Below are 17,922 nucleotides of genomic sequence, written 5' to 3'. Positions count from 1 at the left end.
CGCCTGTCGCGGACGTCACTGATCCGGCGCCCCGGGGAGCCGGATGCCACCCTGTGTGACATCCGACCCGGCGGATGCGGCGGCGTCGTCACAGTCCGCGAGAACGTCTCCCGGCAGGTCGCGGCCAAAGGCGCAAGAGCGGGGCCTCGGGCTAGTAGCGTGGTCCCTCGTGATCGAAATGCAACACGTCACCAAGCTCTACCCGGCGAGTGGCCGGCCGGCGCTGGACGACGTGACCACCGAGATCGACAAGGGGGAGTTCGTCTTCCTCATCGGCTCCTCCGGTTCGGGCAAGTCGACGTTCCTGCGGCTGCTGCTCAAGGAGGACGACCCGACCTCGGGCACCGTCTCCGTGAACGGCAAGACGCTCAACACCATGAGCAAGTGGAACGTGCCCAAGCTCCGCCGGACCATGGGCTGCGTCTTCCAGGACTTCCGCCTGCTGAGCAACCGCACGGTGGCGCAGAACGTCGCCTTCGCCCTCGAGGTCATCAACAAGCCGCACCGGACGATCAAGCGCGTCGTCCCGGAGGTGCTGGAGATGGTCGGGCTGGAGGGCAAGGCCAACCGGCTGCCCGGCGAGCTCTCCGGTGGTGAGCAGCAGCGGGTGGCGATCGCCCGCGCGTTCGTCAACCGGCCGCTGGTGCTGCTGGCCGACGAGCCGACCGGAAACCTGGACCCGGAGACGAGCGAGGGCATCATGCTGCTGCTCGAGCGGATCAACCGGACCGGCACCACGGTGATCATGGCGACGCACGACTACCACATCGTGGACTCCATGCGCCGCCGCGTCATCGAGCTCAACGGGGGAGTCCTGACCCGCGACCAGTCGCGCGGTGTGTACGGGGTCGGCCGCTAGGCCACCGCAAGTCGTCACGACCACGTGCCGCTGACGTCGAGGCGATCGCCTCGCCCCGTGAGCGAATCCAGATAGGGAATCCATGCGCGTCAACTTCGTGCTCTCCGAGGTGGCCTCCGGGCTGCGTCGCAACCTGACCATGACGGTCGCGATGATCCTCACGACGGCCATCTCGCTCGGCCTCATGGGCACCGGCCTGCTCATCGCCTCGATGATCTCCGAGATGAAGGAGATCTACTACGACAAGGTCCAGGTCTCCATCTTCCTGGCCGACGACGTCACCGAGGAGCAGCGGCAGACGATCCAGACCGAGCTGGAGTCCTCCGACGAGGTCGCGGGCTTCATCTACGAGTCGCGCGACGAGGCCTACGAGCGCTTCCGGCAGCAGTTCGCCCAGCAGCCCGAGCTGGTGGAGAACACCCCGCCGGACGCCCTGCCGGAGAGCTTCCGCGTCGAGTTGAAGAACCCGGAGCGCTACCAGGTCATCGCCGCCGCCTTCCCGAACGGGGAGAACGGCGTGGACCAGGTGCGCGACGAGGGCGACTTCCTCGATCGGTTGTTCAGCCTGCTCAACGGCGCCCGGAACGCGACCATCGCCGTCGCCGGTGTCCAGGCCGCCGCCGCGCTGCTGCTGATCTCCAACACGATCCAGCTGGCCGCGTTCAACCGGCGCAACGAAACGAACATCATGCGGCTGGTGGGCGCCTCGCGCTGGTACACGCAGCTGCCGTTCATCCTGGAGGCCGCGCTGGCCGGCCTCATCGGTGGTCTGCTCGCCGTCGGCGGGCTGGTGCTCACCAAGATCCTCTTCGTCGACCGCACGCTGGCCGGGCCGATCAAGGCGGGCATCATCACCGGCATCGACTGGGGCCAGATCGCCTGGACCGGCGGGATCATCACCGCCGCGGGCGTGCTGCTGGCCGGCGTCGCCTCGTACGTGACGCTGCGGCTCTACGTCCGCCTGTAGCAGAAGGACCCCGTTCTCCTCACCCCTCGCACGCTCGGGGCGAGCCTCTGAACGGGGCCGTTCCAGAGGGCCAGGTCTCGGGGCGCAGTAACCTCTAGCCATGCCGCGCGAAAAGGGCCAGAAGTACATCGCCCAGAACAAGAAGGCGCGGCACGACTACTCGATCCTCGACACGTACGAGGTGGGCCTGGTGCTCACCGGCACCGAGGTGAAGAGCCTGCGTGCCGGTCGCGCCTCGCTCGTCGACGGCTTCGCCTCGATCGACGACGGCGAGGTGTGGCTCCAGCACGTCCACATCCCCGAGTACGTGCAGGGCACCTGGACGAACCACACCCCCCGCCGCAAGCGGAAGGTGCTCATGCACCGGGCCGAGATCGACAAGCTCCTGAGCAAGACCAAGGAGGGCGGGCTCACGCTCGTCCCGCTGGACCTGTACTTCAAGGACGGCAAGGTCAAGGCCACCCTCGCGCTGGCGAAGGGCAAGAAGTCCTACGACAAGCGGCACGACCTCGCCGAGCGCGATTCGCGCCGGGAGATCCAGAAGGCCTTCGGGCGGTACGTGAAGGGACGGCGCTGAGCCTCGTGCGAGGAATTGCCTACGACCAGTTCGGCGGGACCGAGGTCCTGCACCTGCGCGACGACCTGCCGGAACCGCCCGTCGGCCCGGACACGGTGCTCGTGCGCACCCGCGCAGCGGGCGTGAACCCGGTCGACATCGGCATCCGCGCGGGAGGCCTGGCCGCCTTCTTCCCGCACAACTTCCCGATCATCCCGGGCTGGGACCTCTCCGGCGTCGTCGAGGCGGTGGGCCCCGCGATCGTCGACTTCACGCCCGGCGACGAGGTGTTCGGCTACCTGCGCCGCGACGACGTCCAGTGGGGGACGGCCGCCGAGCTCGTGCCCGCCCCGCAGCGGTGCCTCGCGCACAAGCCGGAGTCGCTGTCGTTCACCGAGGCCGGCGCGCTGCCGCTGGCCGGCCTGACCGCCTACCAGGCGCTGACCGAGGCGCTGAACGTCAACGAGGGCGACCGGGTGCTGGTGCACCGCGCGGCCGGCGGCGTCGGCTTCTTCGCCGTGCAGATCGCTGTCGCCCTGGGCGCGCACGTGATCGGCACGGCCAGCCCGCGCAACCACGGCTTTCTGCTCGAGGCCGGCGCCGCCGAAGTGCTCGACTACTCGGCCGGCCCGATCAGCGAGCAGCTGTCGGAGAAGGTCGACGCGGTGCTCGACCTCAACGGCGGCGACTCGCTGGCCGACGCCCCGAACCAGGTCCGCGACGTCTCCCGCATCGCCAGCGTCGTGGACCCGTCGGTGAACGAGATGGGCGGGCGCTACGTCTTCGTCCGCCCCGAGCGGCACGACCTGGAGGAGCTGGCGCGCATGGCCGACGCCGGCCAGCTGCGGGTCGCCGTCGCCAAGGCGTTCCCGCTGGAGAAGACCGCCGAGGCGCACGAGCTTCTGGCCGGCGGCCACGTGCGTGGCAAGGTCGTCGTCACGCTCTGATGACTCTGCTCCCGCCGGTGGACGACGCCGACGTGCCGCGCTACTGGCGGGAGCTGGGCCTGCCCGGGCTGGTCGACGTGCACGTGCACTTCCTGCCCGAGCGGGTCCAGGCCAAGGTCTGGCAGTACTTCGAGGCGGCCGAGACGCACTACGGGCCCGCCTGGCCGGTGACCTACCGGATGCCGGAGGAGGAGCGGCTCGCCGTCCTCGACCAACTGGGCGTGCGCGCCTCCTCGACGCTGCCGTACCCGCACAAGGCGGGCATGGCGGAGTGGCTGAACGAGTGGTCGGCCGCGTTCGCGGCCGGCCGCCCGCAGGTGCTGCAGTCGGCCACGTTCTTCCCGGAGCCGGACGCGCAGGAGTACGTCGAGAAGGCCCTCGACGCCGGCGCCCGCGTGTTCAAGGTGCACGTCCAGGTGGGTGGCTTCGACCCCCGCGACCCGCTGCTGGAGCCGGTCTGGGCGCGGCTGCAGGAGGCCGGAACCCCCGTCGTCATCCACTGCGGTTCAGGTCCGCTGGCCGGGGAGCACACCGGGCCCGAGCCGATGGCCGGCCTGCTCGAGGTCTTCCCGATGCTGCAGCTGGTCATCGCGCACCTCGGCATGCCGGAGTACCGGGAGTTCCTCGACCTCGCCGAGCGGTACGAGGGGGTGCACCTGGACACCACGATGTTCGCCACCGACTTCACCGAGCAGCTGATGCCGTTCGATCCGGCCGACCTGCCGAGGCTGGCCGCGCTGAAGGACAAGGTGCTCCTCGGCAGCGATTTCCCGTCGATCCCGTACCCCTACGCCCACCAGCTGCAGGCGCTGCACCGGCTCGGCCTGGGGGAGGACTGGCTGCGCGCCGTCCTGTGGCACAACGGGGCACGGATGTTCACGATCGAAGCGTGACCTCCAGTCCCCGAACGCCCGGCATCCGACTCCGGGCACCGGTCCTCGGCAGCCCCGATCCGCAGGCCCTCGCCCGCTTCTACCAGCGGCTGCTCGGCTGGCCGCTCCGCGACGACGAGCCGGAGTGGGCGGCCCTGCAACCCGACGACGGCGGTCCGGGGCTGTCGTTCCAGCTGGAGGCCGACCACGTCCCGCCGGTGTGGCCGCCCGAGCCCGGCACCCAGCAGATGCAGCAGCACCTGGACTTCCTGGTCGACGACCTCGACGCCGCGGCAGCGGTCGCGGAGGCCGCCGGCGCGCGGCTGCTGAACGCCTACACCGATCCGCACGAGGACGTCCGCACCTACGCCGACCCGGACGGCCATCCGTTCTGCATCTTCACCCAGACCTGAAACCGGTGGCTGCCCCGCCGCGGGCTGCCTAGCCTGACCACTCGTGCCTCCGCTGCCTGCCGTTCCCGACGGCTTCGACGTCCGCCCGCTGACCGCCGACGACGCCGCGGCCGTCGCCGCCCTGCTGGTCTCCGCCGAGCCGCAGGACGACACCGGTGAGTACCCCGACGCCGAGGACCTCCACGAGTGGTGGAGCGGCTGGGGCCTCGAGTTCGAGCGGGACGGCGTCGCCGTCCTCGGGGCGGACGGGCGGCTCGCCGGGTTCGCCACCGTGCTGGCCTCGCCGACGTTCCGCGACGCCTACCGGATCCACCTCGAGGGGCGGATCCACCCCGACGAGCGCGGCCGCGGCATCGGCCGGGCGCTGCTGGACTGGCAGCTCGCCCGTGGCCGGGAGGTCCACGTCGAGCGGCACCCCGAGGCGCCGGCCCGGCTGGTCGTCGAGGTGCCCGGGTCCCTGCCGCCGCTGGAGCGGCTGGCCGCCGGCGCCGGGATGGCGGCGGAGCGGTGGTACCGGTCGATGGAGCGCCCGCTCACCGATCTGCCCGAGGTCCGCGAGCTCGACGGCGTGCGGCTGGCCGGGTTCGCCGCCGATCGCGACGACGAGGTCCGGCGGGCGCACAACGCCGCGTTCACCGAGCACCACGGCTCGAGCGAGCGCGACCCCGGGACGTGGGAGCGGCTCTACACCGGCCAGCGCGCCTTCCGGCCCGACCTCTCGGTCCTCGCCCTGCGCGACGACGTCGTCGTCGGTTACGTGCTGGCCTACGTCTACGAGGCGGACGCCGCGGTGCGGGGCTACCGCGAGGCGCACTACGGCCAGATCGGCGTCCTGCCCGAGGCTCGCGGTCGCGGCGTCGCGTCGGCTCTGATCGCCCGGGCCCTGCGCCTCGCGGCGGAGGGCGGCTGCGCGCGGGCCGCGCTCGACGTCGACAGCGAGAACGTGACCGGTGCGCTTCGGCTCTACGAGGCGCTGGGCTTCGGCACGGTCCGCACCCGGGTCTCCTGGTCGCTCTCGCTGCCGCCGGTCAGGGCTGACTAGGGTGCGGCGCATGGTCAGCGCCGATCACCCCGTCTTCGATCCTGCTCTCGTCGGACGCGCCCACCGCGCGATCGACCCGCTGCACTCGCAGCTGTACTTCGCACCGGAGCAGGACGAGCACCTCGCCGCCCTCGGGCTGAAGCCGGGCCGGATGGTCTACTTCGCCGGCCGGGCCGCCGCCATGGGCGCCGTCGGGGCCGGCGTGGTGACGGCGACCTTCTACAACTTCTCGCCGTCGCTGGTCGCGCACATGGTCCCGCGGTGCTGGACGCTGGCCTCCCCGGAGCAGGTGCTCGCCGCGCGGCTGGACGCGGCCCGCGCCTCGCTCACCCGGCTGCTGGGCGACGACGTCGCGGCCTCGCCGGAGATCACCGAGCTCGGCGGGCTGCTCCGCGAGGCCTGCGACGGGCTCAGCGCCGAGGGCCGCGCACTCTTCGCCGGGCACGCCGACCAGCCGTGGCCCGAGGACCCGCTGCTGGTGGTGTGGCACGGCGCCACGCTGCTGCGCGAGCACCGCGGCGACGGGCACATCGCCGTCCTCGTGCACGCCGGCCTCACCGGGCTGGAGGCGCTGATCACGCACTCGGCCACCGGCCGCGGCTTCACCGTGCCGGCGGCCAAGGCCACCCGTGGCTGGAACGACGAGCAGTGGAGCGCCGCCTCCGCCGCGCTGGCCGACCGCGGGCTCCTGGACGACGCCGGGCTCACCGCGGAGGGCGAGGAGCTGCGCGCGCACATCGAGGTGCAGACCGACGCGCTCGCCGCCGACCCGTGGCTCTCACTGGGCGCGGAGAAGACCGCCCGCGTGGTGGAGCTCGGCAAGGGGCTGTCCCGGACGATCACCGCCAACGGCGCGTTCGGCCAGGGAGTCTTCGGCCGCTGACAACGGCCCTGCTGCAGGGTCCCGACACGAGCCTGCGAGTGGCGGGGGGCAGTAGGGTCCTTCCACTCAGCACCGGGAGACGCCATGACCGCAACGGAGCGGGCACCAGGACAGCAGGGCAAGCGGACCGACGTCGACGCCGCGTTCCGCGGTAGCGCGACCTACCGCAGCCTCGGCGAGCAGGAGCTGAGCCCGGCCGAGGAGCGGTTCGAGAAGGGCCGCCGCACCATCGGGCTGTTCCTCGCCCCGGCGGTGACGATCGTCTTCGCGCTGCTGCCGATCGACCTGCCGCGCGACCAGCACCTGCTCGCGGCGATCCTGCTCGGCGTCATCGTCCTGTGGATCACCGAGCCCGTGCCGATCCCGATCGGTGGCCTCATCGGCATCGCGGCGATCGTCGTCCTGGGCGTGGTGCCGGCCGACGACGCGCTGGCCCCGTTCGGGTCGACGACGGTGTTCACCTTCATCGGCGCCTTCATCCTGGCCGCGGCGATGCTCAAGCACGGGCTGGCCCGGCGGTTCGCGATGTTCGTGCTGTCGCTGAAGTGGGTCGGCACCTCGACCTACCGGGTGGCGATCGCGTTCGGCGCCATCACCGCGCTGCTCTCGGCGTTCGTCTCCAACACCGCCACCGTCGCGATGCTGCTGCCCACCGCGCTCGGCATCATCTCGGTGATCGCCAAGCTCCTGCAGGACAAGGAGCTGGTGAAGCCCGATTTCGATCCGCTCCGGCTGCGGGTCGGCGTCGCCATCATGCTGATGCTCGCCTACGGCGCCAGCGTCGGCGGGCTGCTGACGCCGGTCGGTACGCCGCCCAACCTGATCGGCCGCGGGCTGATCGAGGAGGCGACGGGAGAGCGGATCGGCTTCCTCGACTGGATGATCATGGCGGCGCCGATCTGCCTGCTGATGTTCGTCGCGCTGGCCGCCGTCCTGCTGCTGCTGAACAAGCCGGAGATCCGCCGCATCGAGGGCGTCAGCGAGTACGTGCAGAAGGAGCGGGCCGAGCTCGGGAAGTTCTCCCGTGCCGAGAAGAACACGCTGATCGCCTTCGCCGTCACCGTCGCCTGCTGGATCTTCCCCGGCATCATCGCGCTGACCGCGGGCACCGACTCCGACCTCTACGCGACCATCAGCGACCGGATGGACGAGGGCATCATCGCCGTCCTCGGCGCCTCGCTCCTCTTTCTGCTGCCGACCGACTGGAAGAGCCGCGAGTTCACGCTCCGCTGGAGCGACGCCGCCACCATCGACTGGGGCACGATCCTGCTGTTCGGCACCGGCATCATCTTCGGCTCGCTGCTGGCCAGCACCGGCCTCGCCGAGACGATCGGCCAGGCCTCGGCGGACTCCCTCGGCCTGACCAGCACTTTCGCGATCACGATCTTCGCGGTCATCCTCGCGATCATCATCAGCGAGACGACGTCGAACACCGCCTCGGCGGCGGTCGTCGTCCCGATCATCATCCCGGTGGCGATGGCGGCGGGAATCAACCCGTTCGTGCCGGCGCTGGCGGCCACCTTCGCGGCGTCGTTCGGGTTCATGCTGCCGGTCTCCACGCCGCAGAACGCGATCGCCTACGGGTCCGGCGTCGTGCCGATCACGAAGATGATCCGGTCGGGCGCCTCGTTCGACGTCCTGGGCGCGCTGCTGATCGTGCTGCTGCTCCCGGTGATGGTCGAGGTGGTCCTCGGCTCGGTGGGCTGACTCACCCGGCTGGGCGAGTCCGGCCGCCCGGGCGGCGTGACACCATGGACGACGGCCGTTCGACGGACGACGGCTCCGGAGCGGAAGGAGGTCGACCGATGCGCAGCACCTCGCGTACCGAGCCTCCCAGTACCGCTCCCGAGGCCCTCCCCGCGTAACAGCTCCGGCAGTCGTCGGCGGGTGGGGGCCGCTCCGGTGTCCACCACCGTCCCCGCCGTTCCGGGAGTCCGTCATGACCGAGCGCCGTCTCGCGCCGTTGTCCGCGCTGTCCACCCTCACCCGCCGTCCGCGGGTCGAGCTGCCTGCCGCGCCCCGGACGCCGCTGCCGGCCGAGCCCGTTGCGCGGCCACGCATGGTCGACAACGCCGTCTACTCCGACGGCCGCCGCGTGGCCACACCCGACTCCGCCGAGGAGAGCCGCGAGGAGCTCGGCCTGGGCGAGGGCCGGCTGGCGTGGCTGGGGCTCTACCGCCCGGACGCCGGCGAGCTGGGCGCGCTGGCCGAGCTGTTCGACCTGCCCGAGCTGGCGGTCGAGGACGCGATCAAGGCCCACCAGCGGCCGAAGTTCGAGCGGTACGGATCGACGCTGTTCGTCGTCCTCAAGGCAGCCCGGTACCTGGACGCGGCCGAGGAGGTCGAGTTCGGAGAGCTGCACCTGTTCCTCGGCCGGGACTTCGCCATCACCGTCCGGCACAGCGAGTCGCCGGACCTCTCGCGCGTGCGCCGTCGGTTGGAGAGCGAGCCCGCGCTGCTGGCCAAGGGCAGCGAGGCGGTGCTCTACGCGACGCTGGACGCCGTCGTCGACGGGTACCGGCCGGTCGTCGACGGGCTGGCGAACGACATCGACGAGATCGAGACGCAGGTCTTCGGGGGAGACCCCGGGGTCTCCCGGCGCATCTACGAGCTGTCGCAGGAGGTCCTGGAGTTCCAGCGGGCCGCGCAGCCGCTGACCGGGATCCTCGTCGCGATCACCGCAGGCTTCGACAAGTACGGCGTGGACGAGGAGCTGCGCAGCTACCTGCGCGACGTCGCCGACCACGTCGCCCAGGTGACCGAGCGGGTCGAGGGCTTCCGGCTGCAGCTGCGCGACATCCTCACCGTCAACGCGACCCTGGTGGCGCAGCGGCAGAACGAGGAGATCCGCGAGCTGACCGAGACGAGCATCGCCCAGGGCGAGGAGGTCAAGAAGATCTCCGCATGGGCGGCCATCCTCTTCGCGCCCAGTCTCGTCGGCGGCGTCTACGGCATGAACTTCGACCACATGCCCGAGCTCGACGAGTGGTGGGGCTATCCGTTCGCCCTGCTGCTGATGTTCGGCGTCAGTCTCACGCTGTACGTCGTCTTCAAGCGCCGCGACTGGATCTGACGGCTGCGCGGTTCTGTCGGCGGGGTCCGGTAGACAGACCGGGTGCTGCACGTCCACCGCGCCGAACGGACCGCGCGCCTCGCCGACGGTCTCGCGACCGTGCTGGCGACGCCGCTGGCCGACCCCTTCGCGTCCGAGGTCGTCGCGGTACCGGCCAAGGGTGTGGAGCGGTGGCTCGCCCAGCGCCTCTCGACCGCGCTCGGGGCCGGCCCGGCCGGTGACGGGATCTGCTCCGGGGTCGAGTTCCCGCCGGTGGGCCGCGTGGTCGGCGAGGCGCTCGCCGCGGCGCGCGGCTCTGACGGGGCGGACGACCCCTGGACCGATCCGGTGTGGCCGCTGCTCGAGGTCATCGACGCCTCGCTCGGTGAACCGTGGTGCGCCGTCCTGGCCCAGCACCTGGGGCACGGCGCGGACGACCACCGCCGCGGCCGGCGCTGGGCCGCCGCTGCCCGCCTCGCCGGGCTGTTCCGCTCCTACGGGGCGCACCGCCCGCACATGCTGCGCGACTGGGCCGCGGGGCGGGACACCGACGGCGACGCCCCGCTGCCGGCCGACCTGGCCTGGCAGGCGGAGCTGTGGCGCCGGTTGCGTGCCCGGCTCGGAGCGAGCCCGGCCGAGCGCCTGGAGGCCGACTGCGCCGCCCTGCGCGCCGACCCCGGGCTCTCCGACCTGCCCGAGCGGATCAGCGTCTTCGGGCCGACCCAGCTGACCGCCGACGGCCTCGCCGTCCTCGACGCCCTGGCCGCGCGCCGCCACGTCCACCTCTGGCTGCCGCACCCCAGTCCGGTCCTGTGGCAGCGGCTGGAGGGCCGGTCCGTCGGCCGGCGCCGCGCCGACGACACCGCCACGCTGCCGCGCCACCCGCTGCTGCGCAGCCTCGCCCGCGACGTGCGCGAGCTGCAGGTGCGCCTGCCCGCGCACAAGGGCGAGCACCACGCCGACGCCGATCGTCCCGCCACCCTGCTGGGCAGGCTGCAGGCCGACCTGCGCGACGACGCCGTCCCGGGCGCCGCGGAGCTCGACGACAGCCTGCAGGTGCACGCCTGCCACGGGCCGGCCCGGCAGGTGGAGGTGCTGCGGGAGCTCCTCCTGCGCCTGTTCGAGGACGACCCGACGCTCGAGCCGCGCGACGTGCTGGTCATGTGCCCCGACGTCGAGACCTTCGCGCCGCTCGTCTCCGCCACGTTCGGGCTCGGATCCGACCTGCCGCACCCCGGCGGTGCGCTGCGCGTCCGGCTGGCAGACCGGAGCCTGCGCCGGACCAACCCGCTGCTGGACACCGTCGCCGCGCTGCTCGACCTCGCGCAGAGCCGGGTCACCGCCAGCCAGGTGCTCGACCTGGCTGCCACCCCGGGGGTGCGCCGCCGGTTCGCGTTCGACGACGACGAGCTGGAGCGGATCCGGGGCTGGGTCGCCCAGTCCGGCGTGCGGTGGGGCATCGACACGGTCACCCGGCGGCCCTTCGGACTGGAAGGCGTCGCCCAGAACACCTGGCAGGCCGGCCTGGACCGGGTGCTGCTGGGGGTCACGACGTCGGAGGACGAGCCGGTGTGGCTGGACCGCGCGCTGCCTCTCGACGACGTCGACAGCAGCGACATCGACCTGGCGGGACGGCTGGCGGAGTTCCTCGACCGGTTGAGCGACGTGGTCACCGATCTCAGCGGCGAACGTCCGGCCGGCGCCTGGGTGGAGACGCTGGCGGCCGCGCTGGAGTCGCTCACCGAGACCGAGCCCGACGAGGCCTGGCAGCTGTCCCAGGCGCGGCGGGAGCTCGCCGGCGCGGGCGAGGGAGCCGTCGCTCCGGTCCGGCTGGCCGACGTGCGCGCCATGCTGGCCGACCGGCTGCGCGGGCGGCCGACCCGCGCCAACTTCCGCACCGGCAACCTCACCGTCTGCACCCTGGTGCCGATGCGGTCGGTGCCGCACCGCGTGGTCGTGCTGCTCGGGCTGGACGACGGCGTCTTCCCGCGGACGGCCGGGATGGACGGCGACGACGTGCTGGCCCGCGACCCCTGCGTCGGGGAGCGCGACGTCCGCAGCGAGGACCGGCAGCTCCTGCTCGACGCGCTCATGGCCGCGGGGGAGCGGGTGGTCGTCCTCTACACGGGGGCCGACCCGGTGAGCGGTGCCGCGCGTCCGCCCGCCGTTCCCCTGGGAGAACTGCTCGACGTGCTGGACGCGATGGTGCCCGGGGCCCGGTCCGATGCGGTCACCCGGCATCCGCTGCAGCCCTACGACGTCCGCTGCTTCACCGGTGCGACCCCGACCAGCTTCGACCCGGTGAGCCTGGCCGGTGCCCGTCGGTCGGTGCGGCCGCGCAGCCCGGAGCCCGAGCGCCGGCCGCTGCCGCCCCGCACCGGTCCGGTGGCGCTGGACGATCTCGTCGGGTTCGTGGAGCACCCCGTCCGGGCCTACCTCCGGCAGCGTCTGCGGATCACGCTGCCCGGCGAGGACGACGAGGTGGACGACGCCCTCGCCGCGACCCTCGACCCGCTCCAGGAGTGGGCCGTGGGGGAGCGGCTGCTGGCCGCGGGGCTCCGGGGCGCCTCGCCCGACGAGGCCCGGCGGGCGGAGTGGCTGCGCGGCACGCTGCCGCCGAAGGGCCTCGGTGAGCAGGTGCTGCAGCGGGTCGGCGGACGGGTCGACGCCCTCGTCGCCGTCGGCCGGCCGCTGGTCGCGGCGAGCCCCCGCACCGTCGACGTGCGCCTCGACCTGGGCGGCCGCGAGCTCTCCGGCACCGTCAACGGCGTGCGCGACGGCGCGGTCGTGAGCGTCACCTACTCCAGCCTCTCGGCCAAGCACCGGGCCCGCGCCTGGGTCCACGCGCTCGCGCTCGCGGCCGCCGAGGGCACCGGCCGGGCGGTGACCGTGGGCCGGAGCGGCAGCCGCGCGCGGACCTCCACCCTGACCGCCCCCGCCGACCCGATGGCGGCGCTGGCCGACCTGCTCGACCTCTACGACCGCGGCATGTGCGAGCCGCTGCCACTGCCGGTGAAGACCTCGTGGGCCTACGCCGGGTCGCGGCTGGGCGGGAACTCCCCGGAGCAGGCGCTGGACGCCGCCCGCAAGGAGTGGAACCGCGACCCGGGCGGCGAGCGGGAGGACCGCTCCCACCAGCACACCTGGGGTGACCGGCCGCCGTTCGAGGGGCTGCTGGCCGCGCCTCCGGGCGACGGGGAGCAGTGGACGGGTGAGACCACCCGGTTCGGCGCGCTGGCCTGCCGGTTGTGGGCGCCGGTCCGGAACGGGGAGCAGTACTCGTGAAGGCCTTCGACGTCTGCGGCGACCTGCCCACCGGAACCACGGTCCTGGAGGCCAGCGCCGGCACCGGGAAGACGTTCACCATCGCCGCGCTCACCGCTCGCTACGTGGCCGAGGGGAAGGCCGACCTCTCGCAGATCATGCTGGTCACCTTCGGCAACGCCGCCTCCCGCGAGCTGCGGGACCGGGTGCGGGAGCGGCTGGTGTCCGCCGAACGCGGCCTGCGCGACCCGGCGGCGGCCCGGGCGGACGACCGGGATCCGGTGCTCCAGCTGCTGGCCGACGCCGATCCCGACGAGGTGGAGCGGCGGCGGGAGCGGCTGGCGCGGGCGCTCGCCGGCTTCGACGAGGCGACGATCGCCACCACTCACTCGTTCTGCTCGCAGATGCTGGCCGGGCTGGGCATGGCGGCCGACGCCGACCCCACCGCCACCTTCGTCGAGGACATCAGCGACCTCGTGCGGGAGGTCGTCGACGACCTCTACGTGCGGGTGTTCGCCGGCGCCGCCGATCCGCCGTTCCTCACCCACGCCGAGCTGCTCGAACTGGGCCTGCGCGCCGTGGGCAGCGACCGGCAGGCGGAGCTGTGGCCCGTGGACGGGGACGGCGACGCCGGACGGCGGCGGCGCGCCGCGGAGGCGGTCAGGGGCGAGGTCGAGCGGCGCAAGCGGCTGGCCGGACTGGTCGACTACGACGACTGGCTGTCGCTGCTCCGCGACGCCCTGGCCGACCCGTCGGCCGGCGCTGTCGCGTGCGAGCGGATCTCTGGCCGCTACCGGGTGGTCATGGTCGACGAGTTCCAGGACACCGACCCGGTGCAGTGGGAGATCCTCGACCGGGCCTTCCACGACCGCACGACCCTGGTGCTGATCGGGGACCCGAAGCAGGCGATCTACGCCTTCCGTGGCGGCGACGTGACCACCTACCTCGCCGCGGCGGCGGAGGCGACCACCGAGGCGACCCTGGGCACCAACTGGCGCAGCGACGCCGCACTGCTCGGCGCACTGGACCAGGTGTTCGGCGGTGCCGCGCTCGGGCACGAGCGCATCGTCGTGCGCTCCGTCGAGGCGGCCCACCCCGACGCCCGGCTGTCGGGTGCGGGTGCCCCGCTGCGGCTCCGGCGGCTGGGCCGGACCGGCCACGGCCGGGTGTTCCGAGGGTTCCCGGCGGTCGCCCGGCTGCGCGACGCGGTCGCCTGCGACGTGGCGGCCGACGTCGTCGACCTGCTGTCCGGGCCCGCCGAGTACGACGGGCGGCCGGTGCAGCCGGGCGACATCGCGGTGCTCGTGCGCACCAACGCCCAGGGGCAGCTGGTGCGCGAGACCCTCGGGCGCGCCGGGGTGCCGGCGGTCTTCGCCGGTGGCGGCAGCGTCTTCGCCACCCCCAGCGCGAGGTCGTGGCTGCGGCTGCTGGAGGCCCTGGAGCAGCCGCACCGGGCGGGCCGGGCGCGCTCGGCCGCGCTCTCGGTCTTCCTCGGCCACGACGAGGAGACCCTCGACGCGGCCGGTGACGAGCTCGCCGACCGGCTCGGCCCGCGGCTGCGCCGGTGGGCCGACCTGCTCGCCGAACGCGGCGTGGCCGCCTTCCTCGAGGTGCTCACCGCCGAGGAGGGTCTGCCCGCCCGGGTGCTCGCCCGTCCGGACGGCGAGCGGGTGCTGACCGACCTCCGACACATCGGCCAGGTGCTGCACGCCGCCGTGCAGCGAGAGTCCCTCGGTCTCACCGCTCTCGTGGAGTGGCTGCGGCGGCGCATCGCGCAGGCTTCCGTGGAGGGCGCCGACGAGCGCAGCCGGCGGCTGGAGTCCGACGCCGCCGCGGTGCAGGTCATGACCGTGCACGTGAGCAAGGGGCTGGAGTTCCCCGTCGTCTACGTGCCGTTCGGCTGGGACCGGTGGGTGCCCGACAACCCGCAGGTGCTCCGGCTGCACGACGACCAGGGCCGCCGGGTGATCGACGTCGGCGGACCCGGGGGAGCCGGCTACGCGCAGGCGCGCGCCCGCCACGAGGCGGAGGAGTCCGGCGAGGACCTCCGGCTGCTCTACGTCGCGCTGACGCGGGCGCGCTGCCAGGTGGTCGCGCACTGGGCACCGAGCGGCAACACCGCCGCCGCGCCCCTGAACCGGCTGCTATTCGGCGCCGCGGGGGCCGGGGTCGAGCCCCCGGCACGGATCCCGCCGCCCGGTGACGACGACGCCGAGGCAGCCCTCGCTGCGCTCGCGGCCCGGTCGCAGGGCTCGATCGAGGTCGCGGAGGTCGCCAACCGGCCGGTGCCGCGGTGGGAGCCGCCGGTGCCGCCGTCGCCGGAGCTCTCCGTCGGCCGGTTCACCCGCGAACTCGACGACGACTGGCGCCGCACCTCCTACAGCGCGCTCACCCGCAGCGCCCACGACGCCGCGCACGAGCAGCACCTGGCCAGCGAGCCCGACGAGCCGGTCACCGACGACGAGCGCGATGCGGAGCTCCCGGTGCCCGAGGCGCCGGCCGCCGATGCGCTGCCCTCGCCGCTGAGCGAGCTCCCGGGAGGCGCGACCTTCGGCACGCTCGTGCACGACGTCCTCGAGGACCTCGACCCCGCGAACCTGGACGAGCGGTGCGCCGACGCGGTGGCGCGGCACCTGGTGCCGGGGGTGACCGCGGAGGCGCTGGCCGACGCGCTGCGTCCGGTGCTGAGCACCCCGCTCGGCGACCTCGGGATCTCGCTGGCCGAGGTGGCGGCGGCCGACCGGCTCGCCGAGCTCGACTTCGAGCTGCCACTGGCCGGTGGCGACGCCGCCGTTCCGCACGCGACGCTGGCCGACGTCGTTGCGCTGCTCCGCCGCCACGACCTCGGTTCGCTGGCCGGCTATCCCGACCTGATGGCAGCCCTGGAACCGCAGGCGCTGCGCGGCTTCCTCACCGGCAGCATCGACGCCGTGCTCCGGCTCCCGGGGCCGGTGTTCGCCGTCGTCGACTACAAGACCAACCGGCTCGGCACCGAGCCGCTGACCACCTGGCACTACCGGGCCGACGCGATGGCCGAGGAGATGCGGCGCACCCACTACGTGCTCCAGGCGTTGCTGTACTGCGTCGCCATGCACCGCTACCTGCGCTGGCGGCTGCCCGGGTACGACCCCGAGCAGCACATCGGCCCGGTGCTCTACCTCTTCGTCCGGGGCATGGCGGGCCCGGACACCCCTGCCGGGGCAGGCGTCTTCACCTGGACGCCGCCGCCGGGTCTGGTCGCCGAGCTGTCCGACCTGCTGGCAGGTCGGCCGTGATCCCGGTGCGAGCCGAGGGCCTGCTGCGGGAGTTCGCCGTCGCCGGGGTGCTGACCGCCGCCGACGTGCACGTCGCGCTGCGGCTCGCCCGGCTCGGCGGGGAGGAGCGGGAGCCGGTGCTCCTGGCGGCGGCGCTCGCGGTGCGCGGCGTGCGCGCCGGATCGGTGTGCGTGGAGCTGGCTACCGTCGCGGACTCGGTGGTGCCCGACGAGGACGCGCCCCCGGTCGAGCTGACCTGGCCGCAGGACTGGTCCGCCCTCGACGACAGCCCCCTGGTCGCCGTCGGAGCCGACGCCCCGTGGCGGCCGCTGCGCCTGGTCGACGGCCTGCTCTACCTGGACCGCTACTGGCAGCAGGAGCAGCTGGTCCGCCGGGAGCTCGACGAGCGAGCGGCCCGCCCGGCCCCGCCGGTGGACCTGGCAGCGTTGTCGACACTGTTCGACGGTCCGGCGCCGGACCTGCAGCGGTTCGCGACGGCTGTGGCCGCGGGCCGCTGGGTCAGCGTCATCACCGGCGGACCCGGCACGGGCAAGACGCACACGGTCGCCCGGCTGCTCAAGCTGCTGCTCGACCAGCCCGGCCCGCGGCCGCGCATCGCGCTCGCCGCGCCGACCGGCAAGGCCGCCGCCCGCCTCCAGGAGTCGGTCCTCGAGCAGGCAGCTGCGGTCGGGCTGCCGCTGGACCTCACCGCCTCGACGCTGCACCGGCTGCTCGGCTGGCGGCCCGGCAGCAACAGCCGGTTCCGGCACGACGCCAGCAACCGGCTGCCCTTCGACGTGGTCGTGGTCGACGAGTCCTCGATGGTCTCGCTGACGATGATGGCCCGGCTGCTGGAGGCGCTGCGGCCGACGACGCGGCTGGTCCTGGTCGGCGACCCCGACCAGCTCACCCCCGTCGACGCGGGCGCGGTGCTCAGCGACCTCGTCCACCGCCCCGCGCCCCCGGCGGCGGAGGCGACGGTTCCCGCCGAGGCGACCGCCGACGGCGCGGAACTCGACGACGAAGCACGCCGCCAGCTGCGCAACGGCGTCGTCCGGCTGCGGGTGTCCCAGCGCTACGGCCCGGCGATCGCCGGGCTCGCGGAGGCGGTGCGGACCGGCGACGCCGATCTCGTCCTGGAGCTGCTCGAGTCGGGGGAGGGGCTCGTGCTCGACCCCCGGACCGAGGCCCTGGACGAGCGGATCGGCGCGGTGGCCGGGAAGATGCAGGCGGCCGCCGAGCGCGGGGACGCCGCCGAGTGCCTGGCGCTGCTCGGTCGGCACCGGCTGCTCTGCGCCCACCGGCACGGGCCCTTCGGAGTCTCGGTGTGGAACGACCGGATCGGCCGGCTCACCGGCGCGATGCCGGGGGAGTGGTCGCCCGGGCTGCCGCTCCTGGTCACCGCCAACGACTACGAGAACTCGCTGTGGAACGGCGACACCGGCGTCGTCGTCCGGACGCCCGACGGGCTTCGGGCGGCGTTCCTCCGGGGGCAGGAGCCGGATCTCGTCCCGCTCTCCCGGCTGTCCTCGGCCGGCCCCGCGCACGCGCTGACCGTGCACCGCAGCCAGGGCAGCCAGTTCGACGAGGTGACGGTGCTGCTGCCGCCGGCGTCCTCGCCGCTGCTGACCCGGGAGCTGCTCTACACCGGGGTCACGCGCGCCCGGCGTCGCGTGCGGGTCGTCGGCACCGAGGAGTCGGTGCGGGCAGCCGTCGCCCGGCAGGTGGTGCGGGCCAGCGGGCTGCGCCGCGGCGCGCCACGCGAACCGGGGAGCGGAGGGAACACCTGACTGGCGCGTGCCGTTAGGCTGTC

The 17,922-nt window shown here is 73.6% G+C and carries 13 protein-coding genes; all 13 read left to right on the top strand.

The window, feature by feature from the left end; all coding sequences use genetic code 11:
- The first annotated feature begins 178 nt into the window (after positions 1-178).
- The gene (ftsE, locus tag LBW97_RS05055) at positions 179-859 is read left to right on the top strand and encodes a cell division ATP-binding protein FtsE (protein WP_224499010.1); all 681 of its coding nucleotides are present in this window, start codon (positions 179-181) and stop codon (positions 857-859) included.
- Positions 860-941: 82 nt separating this feature from the next.
- Entirely contained in the window at positions 942-1,826 is an 885-nt protein-coding gene (gene ftsX / locus LBW97_RS05050) for a permease-like cell division protein FtsX (RefSeq protein WP_224498323.1), read from the top strand.
- 100 nt (positions 1,827-1,926) lie between these two features.
- Positions 1,927-2,403, top strand: a complete 477-nt coding sequence (gene smpB, locus LBW97_RS05045) for an SsrA-binding protein SmpB (protein ID WP_224498322.1) — start codon at positions 1,927-1,929, stop codon at positions 2,401-2,403.
- 5 nt (positions 2,404-2,408) lie between these two features.
- Positions 2,409-3,329, top strand: a complete 921-nt coding sequence (locus LBW97_RS05040; RefSeq protein WP_224498321.1) for an NADP-dependent oxidoreductase — start codon at positions 2,409-2,411, stop codon at positions 3,327-3,329.
- Positions 3,329-4,222, top strand: coding sequence for an amidohydrolase family protein (locus LBW97_RS05035; RefSeq protein ID WP_224498320.1), 894 nt, complete (start codon positions 3,329-3,331; stop codon positions 4,220-4,222). Before LBW97_RS05040 ends, LBW97_RS05035 begins: the two co-directional genes overlap by 1 nt.
- Positions 4,219-4,614 (top strand): VOC family protein, encoded by a 396-nt coding sequence (locus LBW97_RS05030; protein WP_224498319.1) that lies wholly within the window; start codon positions 4,219-4,221, stop codon positions 4,612-4,614. Before LBW97_RS05035 ends, LBW97_RS05030 begins: the two co-directional genes overlap by 4 nt.
- A 43-nt stretch (positions 4,615-4,657) precedes the next feature.
- The gene (locus tag LBW97_RS05025; RefSeq protein ID WP_224498318.1) at positions 4,658-5,656 is read left to right on the top strand and encodes a GNAT family N-acetyltransferase; all 999 of its coding nucleotides are present in this window, start codon (positions 4,658-4,660) and stop codon (positions 5,654-5,656) included.
- A 10-nt stretch (positions 5,657-5,666) separates the two neighbouring features.
- Positions 5,667-6,539 (top strand): hypothetical protein, encoded by an 873-nt coding sequence (locus tag LBW97_RS05020; RefSeq protein WP_224498317.1) that lies wholly within the window; start codon positions 5,667-5,669, stop codon positions 6,537-6,539.
- An 84-nt stretch (positions 6,540-6,623) separates the two neighbouring features.
- Entirely contained in the window at positions 6,624-8,246 is a 1,623-nt protein-coding gene (locus tag LBW97_RS05015) for a DASS family sodium-coupled anion symporter (protein WP_224498316.1), read from the top strand.
- A 232-nt stretch (positions 8,247-8,478) separates the two neighbouring features.
- Positions 8,479-9,612, top strand: a complete 1,134-nt coding sequence (locus tag LBW97_RS05010; protein ID WP_224498315.1) for a magnesium and cobalt transport protein CorA — start codon at positions 8,479-8,481, stop codon at positions 9,610-9,612.
- 42 nt (positions 9,613-9,654) lie between these two features.
- Positions 9,655-12,876, top strand: a complete 3,222-nt coding sequence (recC, locus tag LBW97_RS05005) for an exodeoxyribonuclease V subunit gamma (protein ID WP_224498314.1) — start codon at positions 9,655-9,657, stop codon at positions 12,874-12,876.
- Positions 12,873-16,130, top strand: coding sequence for a UvrD-helicase domain-containing protein (locus LBW97_RS05000; RefSeq protein ID WP_224498313.1), 3,258 nt, complete (start codon positions 12,873-12,875; stop codon positions 16,128-16,130). The genes recC and LBW97_RS05000 overlap by 4 nt, the downstream gene beginning before the upstream one ends.
- A complete protein-coding gene (recD, locus tag LBW97_RS04995) occupies positions 16,127-17,899 on the top strand; it encodes an exodeoxyribonuclease V subunit alpha (protein WP_224498312.1) in 1,773 nt (590 codons plus the stop codon). The genes LBW97_RS05000 and recD overlap by 4 nt, the downstream gene beginning before the upstream one ends.
- Positions 17,900-17,922 lie beyond the last annotated feature (23 nt).

This window comes from Blastococcus sp. LR1 (assembly GCF_020166105.1).
Lineage (GTDB): Bacteria > Actinomycetota > Actinomycetes > Mycobacteriales > Geodermatophilaceae > Blastococcus.
Note: the sequence above shows the minus strand (reverse complement) of the source record. Positions and strands in the feature narration are given on the sequence as shown.